The organism is Burkholderia sp. Se-20373, assembly GCF_017104705.1.
In the GTDB taxonomy this organism is placed as follows: domain Bacteria; phylum Pseudomonadota; class Gammaproteobacteria; order Burkholderiales; family Burkholderiaceae; genus Burkholderia.
Genome location: NZ_JAAGPH010000209.1, coordinates 1 through 9,649, shown reverse-complemented (window position 1 = coordinate 9,649; position 9,649 = coordinate 1). Strand labels below are relative to the sequence as shown.

Sequence of the window (9,649 nt, the reverse complement as noted above, 5' to 3'; positions counted from 1 at the left end):
CTCGGCGGCGCGTTCCACCCGCTGGGTCGCCGTGCCGCACGGCCAGCCGAGCGCGCCGACGAGCGCGACGAGGGCGTCATCGTCCACCCGCCGCGCGATGCCGCCCGCGTCGGTCCAGTCGGTTTCCAGGCCGGCCGCGCGCGCGAGTTCGGCCATCGACACGTCGGAAGTCATGATCGTCCCTGCCCATTCACGCGGTGCCGCCGCGCATCGTGGTTGACCTCGCCGTCGCGCCACGCGATGCACGCGCGGGGCGGCAGCTGCAGGTCGCGCAACCGGTCGCGTGCACGTGGCGGCGTCTCGAACACGATCTTGCCGACCGGCAGCGCGGGCAGCACCGCATCGTGCGCGCCGAGATTCAACGCGATCGTCAGCGTGCTGCCGTCGCCGAGGCGCCAGCGTGCGGCAAGCGCCTGCGGGTCGCCGTCGGCCGCGAGCAGGTCGACGCCGAGTGCGCGGGCGCCGGGCAGGTTCGGCGTCACGAGCGCCGCACGCACGGTCAGTGCGCTGCGGTAGAAGCGCCGCCATGCGTCGGTGTCGGGCGTGGTGTCGTCGCTGCTGCCGTGCAGCGTCGAACGCACGAACGTCGCGATGTCGTTCGGATCGGGAATCGCGTCGCGATGCGCGGCGTCGGTGAACGCCGGAAACGCAGCGAATTCGCGGCGCCGGCCCTCGCGCACCGCGTCGGCGAGCGCGCCGCGATAGTCGGTGAAGAACTGGAACGGCTGCGTGCTGCCGTCTTCCTCGCCCATGAACAGCAGCGGGATCGACGGCGCGAGCAGCAGCAGCGCGGTCGCCGCGCGTACCGCGTCTTCGTTCGCGAGCGTGCGCAGCCGTTCGCCGAATGCGCGGTTGCCGACCTGGTCGTGGTTCTGCAGGAACGCGACGAACGCGGTCGGCGGCAGGTGCGCGCTCGGTTCGCCGCGCGGGGCGCCGTCGTGCAGCGGCGACGGTTCGCCCTGGTACGCGAAGCCTTCGCCGAGCGTGCGCGCGAGACGGCGCAGCGGCGCGTCGGCGTACGCGCGGTAGTAGCCGTCGCGCTCGCCGGTCAGCAGCACGTGCGCGCTGTTGTGGAAATCGTCGTTCCATTGCGCGTCGAAACCGCCGGGCCCGAGCAGGCTCGCCGCGTTGCGCTCGTTCTCGAGCACGAGGTGCACATGGCGCGTGTCGCCCGCGTACGCGCGCACGCGGCGCGCGAGTTCGCGCAGCCACGCGTCGTCGTCGATCGCGTGCGCGGCATCGATGCGCAGCCCGTCGAAACGGAATTCGTCGAGCCAGTACAGCGCGTTCTCGATGAAGAACGCGCTCGTCTGTTCGCGCGAAAAGTCGATCGCCGGCCCCCACGCGGTCTGCCGGTCCGCGCGGAAGAATGCGGGCGCGTAGCGCGGCAGCAGGTTGCCTTGCGGGCCGAAGTGGTTGTAGACGACGTCGAGCAACACCTGCAGCCCGAGCCCGTGCGCGGCATCGATCAGCGCTTTCAGTTCCTCGGGCCGTCCGTACGACGGATCGGGCGCGAACGGCAGCACGCCGTCGTAACCCCAGTTGCGCGCGCCGGGAAACGTGTTGACGGGCATCAGCTCGATCGCGGTCACGCCGAGCGCGGCGATGTCCGGCAGCCGCCGCTCGACGCTCGCGTGGCCGCCGCATGCGCCGATGTGCAGTTCGTACAGCACGGTCTCGTGCCACGGGCGGCCGCGCCACGTGTCGTGGCGCCAGCGGTACGCAGCCGGATCGACGACCTGGCTCGGGCCGTCCACGCCGCCGGGCTGGAAGCGCGACGCGGGATCGGGCACCGCGAGATCGCCGTCGAGCCGGTAGCGATACAGCGTCCCGGGGCCGCACCGCACGACGGCCTCGAACCAGCCGTCGCCCACCGCGGTCATCGGCACGGCGGGCCGGTTTTCGCCTTCGATTTCGACGGCGGCCGTGCGGCTCGCGGGCGCCCACAGCCGGAAGCGCGTGCGGTCGGGGTCGACGCAGGTCGCGCCGAACGACGTGTCGAACGCATGCGAACCCGAGGGACGGGCGGGGCGTGATCTCATGTCGGGTCTCCCGGAGACAGGTCGGGCGGCACGGCGGCCACCGCGATCGCGGCCGCGTGAGCGGCGACGTCGAGGCCGTCGGCCGGCCACGAGCGCGGGCCGGCGTCCGGCGTGGCCGTGTCGACCAGCACGCGATAGTCGAGCGCCGGCGCGGGCGGCGCGAACACGACCGTCTCGGACGACGCGTTCAGCATCACGAGCAGCGCCTCGGTGCGCCCGGTGCGGCCCGTGCCGACACGCCGCATCGTCAGCGCGCGGCGCTCGCGGTCCTGCCACGCGGGCACGGTCATCGCGTCGCCGCGCTCGTCGAACCAGCCGATCTCCGCCATGCCCGGCGCCGCTTCGCGGTCGCCCGACGGATAGCCCGGCGTGGACATCACCGGATACATGCGCCGCAGCGCGGCAAGCCGTGACACGAAGCGCATCAGCGTCACCGCTTCGTCGCCGCGCGCCAGCTCCCAGTCGAGCCACGACAGCTCGTTGTCCTGGCAGTACGCGTTGTTGTTGCCGTGCTGGGTGCGGCCGAACTCGTCGCCGGCCACCAGCATCGGCGTGCCGAGCGCGGTGAACAGCGTCGCGAGCATCGAGCGCGCGACGCGCGCGCGCACGTCACGGATCGCCGCGTCGTCGGTCGGCCCTTCGACGCCCCAGTTCGCGCTGCAGTTGTCGTCGCGGCCGTCGCGGTTGTCCTCGCCGTTGGCTTCGTTGTGTTTCGTCGAATACGACGCGAGATCGGCAAGCGTGAAGCCGTCGTGCGCGGTGACGAAGTTGACCGACGCCCAGGTATGACGCCGCTGGTGGTTGAACAGGTCGGCCGACCCCGCGAGCCGCGCGGCGAGTTCCGGCCGCTGCCCCGGGTCGCCGCGCCAGAAGCGCCGCACGGTGTCGCGGAAGCGGTCGTTCCATTCGGCGAAGCCGGGCGGGTGGCGGCCGAGCTGGTAGCCGCCGGGGCCGAGATCCCACGGCTCGGTGATCAGCTTGCGCTGCGCGAGCACCGGGTCCTGCCGCAGCGCGTCGAAGAACCCCGCGCCCGGATCGAAGCCGTGTTCCTCGCGGCCGAGCGTCACGCCGAGGTCGAAGCGGAAGCCGTCGATGTTGAACGCGGTGGCCCAGTAGCGCAGCGAATCCATCACCATCTGCACGACGCGCGGATGAGACAGGTTCAGCGTGTTGCCGCAGCCGGTCTCGTCGACATGAAAGCGGCGGTTGTCCGGCATCAACCGGTAGTAGCTCGCGTTGTCGAGGCCGCGCCACGACAGCGTCGGGCCGAGCTCGTTGCCCTCGCACGTATGGTTGTAGACGACGTCGAGCACGACCTCGATGCCGGCCGCATGCAGCTGGCGGATCGCGATGCGCATCTCGTCGAGCCGCCGCGTCGCGAGATACGCGGGCTCCGGCGCGAAGAACGCGGCCGTGTCGTACCCCCAGTAGTTGCGCAGCCCGCGGTTCACGAGCGCGCGCTGCTGCAGGAACGCGTGGACGGGCAGCAGCTCGACCGTCGTCACGCCGATAGACAGCAGGTGATCGATGAACGCCGGATGCGCGAACGCGGCGAACGTGCCGCGCTCGGGCGGGCGCAACCCGGCACGCCGCATCGACGCGCCGCGCACGTGGGTCTCGTAGATCACCGTGTTGCGCCACGACACGCGCGGGCGCCGGTCGGTGCTCCAGTCGAACGCCTCGTCGACCACCACGCACTTCGGCATCGCGGGCGCCGAGTCGCGCCGGTCCATCGACAGGTCCGCGCGGTTCGAATGCAGGCGATAGCCGAACAGCGCGTCCGACCAGCGGAACTGGCCGACCAGCTTGCGCGCGTACGGGTCGAGCAGCAGCTTGGTCGGGTTGAAGCGATGGCCGTGCTGCGGCTGGTACGGGCCGTCCGCGCGAAACCCGTACACGGTGCCCGGATGCGCGTTGGGCAGGTAGCCGTGCCAGATCTCGTCGGTGCATTCGGGCAGGTCGAGGCGCGCCAGCTCCTTGCGGCCGGTCGGATCGAACACGCACAGCTGGATGCGGTGTGCGTGCGCGGAAAACACCGCGAAGTTGGTTCCGAGGCCGTCCCAGGTCGCGCCGAGCGGATAGCTGCGGCCGGATTCGAGACGGGTGGGCAGGGCGGTCGGCATGGGGCGGATCTCCGTGTCCAGGGTGCGGGAAATCAGGTAGGGCGCAGCCATAGCGTCGCGAGCGGCGGCAGGCGCAGGGTGGCCGACCACGCCTCGCCGTGCGCGGGCACGGCTTCGGCCCACACGGCGCCGTCGTTGCCGGCGTTGGTGCCGCCGTACGGCGCGGCATCGGTGTTCATCAGTTCCCGCCAGTGGCCGGGCGCGGGCAGCCCGATGCGATAACCGGTGCGCGGCACGGGCGTGAAGTTGCAGACCGCGACGACCAGATGCCCCGCGTCGTCGCGGCGCGCGAACGCGAACACGCTGTTGTCGCGGTCGTCGCCGATCAGCCAGGAGAAACCGGCCGCGTGGCAGTCGAGCGCATGCAGCGCCGGCTCGGCCGCATACGTGCGGTTCAGGTCGCGCACGAGCCGCTGCACGCCGCGATGCGCGGGTGCGTCGAGCAGGTCCCAGTGCGGTGTCGCGTCGTGCGCGAACTCGGCCCATTGCGCGAATTCGCTGCCCATGAACAGCAGCTTCTTGCCGGGATGCGCCCACATGAAGCCGAAGTACGCGCGCAGCGTCGCGAGCCGCTGCCACGCGTCGCCGGGCATCTTCGCGACGAGCGAGCCCTTGCCGTGCACGACCTCGTCGTGCGACAGCGGCAGCACGAAGCGCTCGGAGAACGCGTACACGAGCCCGAACGTCATCCGGTCGTGGTGATAGCGGCGATGCACCGGGTCCTCGCGCAGATACGCGAGCGTGTCGTGCATCCAGCCCATGTTCCACTTGAAGTCGAAGCCGAGCCCGCCGTCGCCGGTCGGCGCGGTGACGCCCGGCCAGGCGGTCGATTCCTCCGCGACGGTGACGACGCCGGCCGGCGCGGCCGCACCGTGCAGCGTGTCGTTCAGCATGCGCAGGAACGCGACCGATTCGAGGTTCTCGCGGCCGCCGTGCACGTTCGGCACCCATTCGCCTTCCGCACGCGAATAGTCGCGGTACAGCATCGACGCGACCGCGTCGACGCGGATGCCGTCGACGTGATACCGGCGCGCCCACGCGAGCGCCGATGCGGCGAGGAATGCGCCGACTTCCGTGCGCCCGACGTTGAACACGCAGGTGTGCCAGTCGGGATGCAGCCCTTCGCGCGGGTCGGCGTGCTCGTACAGCGCGGTGCCGTCGAACTGCGCGAGGCCATGCGGATCGTCGGGGAAGTGCGCGGGCACCCAGTCGACGAGTACGCCGATGCCGGCCGCATGCGCGCGGTCGACGAAGCGCGCGAAACCGTCGACCGGCCCGAAGCGCGCGGACGGCGCGAACTGCGCGAGCGGCTGGTAGCCCCACGAGCCGCCGAACGGGTATTCGGCGATCGGCATGAACTCGACGTGCGTGAAGCCCATCCCCTGCACGTACGGAATCAGCCGCTCGGCGAGTTCGTCCCAGGTCGCGCTGCGGTTCATCTCCTCGGGCATGCGCTGCCACGATTCCGCATGCACCTCGTAGATCGACCACGGCACGCGGTAGCGGTCGGCGTGCGGCCGCGCGTGCATCCAGCCGTCGTCGTGCCACGCGAACGCGTCGAGCGCCGCGACGTCGGCGACGACCGACGCCGTGCGCGGCGGCGCCTCGGTCGCGCGCGCGCAGGGATCGGCCTTGTGCGGCAGCACGCGCCCGTCGGCCGCGCGCACCTCGTACTTGTAGCATTCGCCCGCGCCGATGCCCGGCACGAACAGCTCCCATACGCCCGACGGCCGCCGCAGCCGCATCGGATGCCGGCGGCCGTCCCAGCCGTTGAAATCGCCGACCACCGACACGCGCTGCGCGTTCGGCGCCCAGACCGCGAAGCGCACGCCGTCGGTGTCGTCGATGCGGGTGGGCGCGGCGCCGAGGCAGTCGAGCACGGCGGCCGGGTCGCCAGCGGAGAAGCGGGCGAGCACGGCGTCGTCGAGCAGCGTGCCGAACGCATACGCATCGTCGATCACCTGCCGCGCGTCGGGCCAGTCGATCGCGAGCAGGTAGTGGGGCGCGCCGCCGTTGCGCGGGATCGTTCCCGCGAAGCAGCCGGCGCGATCGACGCATGCGAGCGTGCCGAGTTCGGCGCCTTCCGGCGACAGCGCATGCACGCTTGTCGCGCCGGGCAGCAGCGCGCGCACGACGACCTCGCCGGCCTGCCCGTGCGGGCCGAGGCACGCGAACGGATCGGGATGACGGCCGGCGAGCAGCGCATCGATGTCGGATCGTTCGAACAGCGTGTCAGTCATCGCGTGCCTCCGTCGTCGGATGCGCCGCCATCGCCGAGCAGCCGTTCGACCAGCGCGGCGAGCCCGCCGACCGGCACGCTCAGCCAGTCGGGCCGGTTCGCGGCTTCATAGCACAGCTCGTACGACGCCTTGTCGATCAGGAACAGCGCGAGCAGGCGATCGGCGTAGCGCGGGTCGACGAAACGCGCGGGGGCCTGCTCGGCAGCCGTGCGATAGCAGTCGACGAAGCGGTCGGCGGCGGCCTGCCCGAAGCGGTCGAACAACGCGCGCTTGCGGCCGGCCGCCTGCGGCGGCGCCTTCTCGATCGCGAACTGCGCGGTCGCGCTCACGTACGACAGCGAACGCAGCAGGCCGGCCACGTCGCGCAGCGGATGCGATTTCGCACGGCGGTGCTCGAGCGGGCGCGCCGGCTCCCCTTCGAAGTCGATCAGCAGCGCGTCGCCCTGCACGTCGAGTACCTGGCCCAGGTGGAAATCGCCATGGATCCGCATGCATTGCGCATCGAGCGTGCGCGGCACCAGCTCGCCGAGCGCGCGCACGGCCGCGTCGCGCGACGCGAGCAGCGTGTCGGCCGCCGCGCGCATGGCAGGATCGAGCGCATCGAGCCGGGTCTGGAGCACGTCGAGCGCGTGCTCGAACGACGCGATCGCGTCCGCGCACCAGCCGTCGACATGGCCGGGCGTCGCATGCTCCGGCGCGAACGCGGGATCGTCGGACGGCTGCGCGAGCGCGACGTGCAACTGGCCGAGCCGCGTGCCGATGATCCCCGCGAACGCCGCATAGCCGAGCAGCGCGTCGGGTTCCTCGTTCGCGCCGTCGGCGCCCTCGTCGTCGGCCGCCGGCAGCGCGAGCTCGTCCACCGCGCGCCGCAGGAAGTCGAACGAGCGCGTCCACGCGTCGCCCTGGTTGTCGACGTAGCGCTGCAGGATCGCGACCGTGTGCGGCGTGCCGTCCGGGTCGACGTGCACGACTTCGCCCGCGAGCGTCGCGGTGTTCGGGTAGCCGATCCGCGTCAGGTACCGGCTCATTTCCGCTTCCGGATGCACGCCGTGCGCGACCTTGCGCACCAGCTTCAGCACGATCGCGTCGCCGATCACGAGCGAGCTGTTGCTCTGCTCGGCCGCGAGCCAGCGCACTTCGGTGTCGTCGCCGGGATCGAGTGCGGCGAGCGCGTCTTCCGGGAGGAACGCGAGCCGGCCACCGTCGGTGGTCGGCACCGTCGCGCCGTCGCGCAGCTTGCGCAGCATCCCGTGCGCGAACGCCGGCAGCGCGAACGCGTCGGTCAGGTAGCCGACCGAATGGCCGCGCCGCACGCGCGCCAGCGCCAGCTGCGTGAACAGCGGCTGCGAGGTTTCACCGCCCCACGCGGCCGCGAGCGGCACGACGTAGCGTTCGACATGGCCCGTCTCACCGGATTCGACCCAGGCCTCCGCATACTGGAACGGTTCGCCCGGCACCGGCGTGACGACGTTCAGCCGGGCCGCGCCGATCGCGCGGTCCTTCGACGCGAACCAGCGCCGCCGCGCGAGCCACGACGGCAGGGCATCGTGCGCGAGCACGTGCAGCTGTTCGACGTTCGGCCGCGTATCGCCGCGCCGCATCACGAGCGTCACGTATTCGGGCAGCGGCTCCGCGTGCGGCTGCCGCCACGACGGCTCGCGGCCGTGCTCGGCGAGCACGAACCACAGGAACCCGTACGGCGGAAAGGTCAGCAGGTACGTGAGCTGCCCGATCGGCGGAAACGGCGAATCCGACGTCATCTCGATCGGCACGCGGCCGGCGAATTCGGACAGGTCGAGCTCGACGGCCTGCGACGCCCGCGACAGGTTCGCGACGCACAGCACCGGATCGTGGCCGTCCAGCTCGCGCAGGTACGCGAGCACCTTGCGGTTCTCCGGGCGCAGGAAGCGGATCGTGCCGCGCCCGAACGCCTGCGACGCGCGGCGCGTCGACAGGATGCGGCGCGTCCAGTTCAGCAGCGAATGCGGGTCGCGCGTCTGCGCCTCGACGTTGACCGCGTCATAGCCGTACAGCGCGCCCATCACCGGCGGCAGCACGAGCTGTTCGGGGTCGGCGCGCGAGAAGCCGCCGTTGCGGTCCGACGACCACTGCATCGGCGTGCGCACGCCGTCGCGGTCGCCGAGGTGGATGTTGTCGCCCATCCCGAGCTCGTCGCCGTAGTAAATCACCGGCGTGCCCGGCATCGACAGCAGCAGCGAGTTGATCAGCTCGATGCGGCGCCGGTCGCGTTCCATCAGCGGCGCGAGCCGGCGCCGGATGCCGAGGTTCAGCCGCGCGCGCCGGTCGCTCGCATAGGTCTGCCACAGCAGGTCGCGCTCGGAGTCGGTGACCATCTCGAGCGTCAGCTCGTCGTGGTTGCGCAGGAACACGGCCCACTGGTTGCTCGGCGCGAGCTCCGGCGTCTGCCGCATGATGTCGACGATCGGGAAGCGGTCCTCGCTCGCGATCGACATGTAGATGCGCGGCATCAGCGGGAAATGGAACGCCATGTGGCATTCGTCCTCGTTACCGAAGTATTCCTGCACGTCTTCCGGCCACTGGTTCGCCTCCGCGAGCAGCATCCGGTTCGGATACTCGGCGTCGATCGTCGCGCGGATCCGCTTCAGGATCGCGTGCGTCTCGGGCAGGTTCTCGTTGCTGGTGCCTTCGCGCGCGACGAGATACGGCACTGCGTCGAGCCGCAGCCCGTCGATGCCGAGGTCGAGCCAGAAGCGCATCACCTGCATCACCTCGCGCACGACGGCCGGGTTGTCGAAGTTCAGGTCCGGCTGGTGCGAATAGAAGCGGTGCCAGTAGTACTGGCCGGCGATCGGGTCGTGCGCCCAATTGGACGTTTCCGTATCGAGGAAGATGATCCGCGTGCCCGCGTATTTCGTGTCGGTGTCCGACCACACGTAGTAGTCGCGATGCGCGGACCCGGGCTTCGCGCGGCGCGCGCGCTGGAACCACGGATGCTGGTCCGACGTATGGTTGATCACCAGCTCGGTGATCACGCGAATGCCGCGCGCATGCGCTTCGCGGATGAAGCGCCGCACGTCGGCCAGCGTGCCGTAGTCGGGATGCACGCCACGGTAGTCGGCGATGTCGTAGCCGTCGTCGCGGCGCGGCGACGGGTAGAACGGCAGCAGCCAGATCGTGTCGACGCCGAGTTCGGCGATGTAGTCGAGCTTCGCGATCAGGCCGGGGAAATCGCCGATGCCGTCGTTGTTCGAGTCGTAGAACA

At 71.1% G+C, this 9,649-nt stretch carries 4 protein-coding genes; all 4 read right to left on the bottom strand.

Annotated elements, in window-relative coordinates; genetic code table 11:
* Positions 1 to 170: 170 nt before the first annotated feature.
* Positions 171 to 2,042, bottom strand: coding sequence for a malto-oligosyltrehalose trehalohydrolase (treZ, locus tag G3N96_RS35615; protein ID WP_206140099.1), 1,872 nt, complete (start codon positions 2,040 to 2,042; stop codon positions 171 to 173).
* A complete protein-coding gene (glgX, locus tag G3N96_RS35610; protein WP_206140098.1) occupies positions 2,039 to 4,165 on the bottom strand; it encodes a glycogen debranching protein GlgX in 2,127 nt (708 codons plus the stop codon). Before glgX ends, treZ begins: the two co-directional genes overlap by 4 nt.
* Before the next feature lie 32 nt (positions 4,166 to 4,197).
* The gene (glgB, locus tag G3N96_RS35605) at positions 4,198 to 6,405 is read right to left on the bottom strand and encodes a 1,4-alpha-glucan branching protein GlgB (protein ID WP_206140097.1); all 2,208 of its coding nucleotides are present in this window, start codon (positions 6,403 to 6,405) and stop codon (positions 4,198 to 4,200) included.
* Positions 6,402 to 9,649, bottom strand: a 3,248-nt coding sequence (gene treS, locus G3N96_RS35600; protein WP_206140096.1) for a maltose alpha-D-glucosyltransferase, incomplete at its 5' end; no start/stop codon positions are given. The genes glgB and treS, both read right to left, overlap by 4 nt.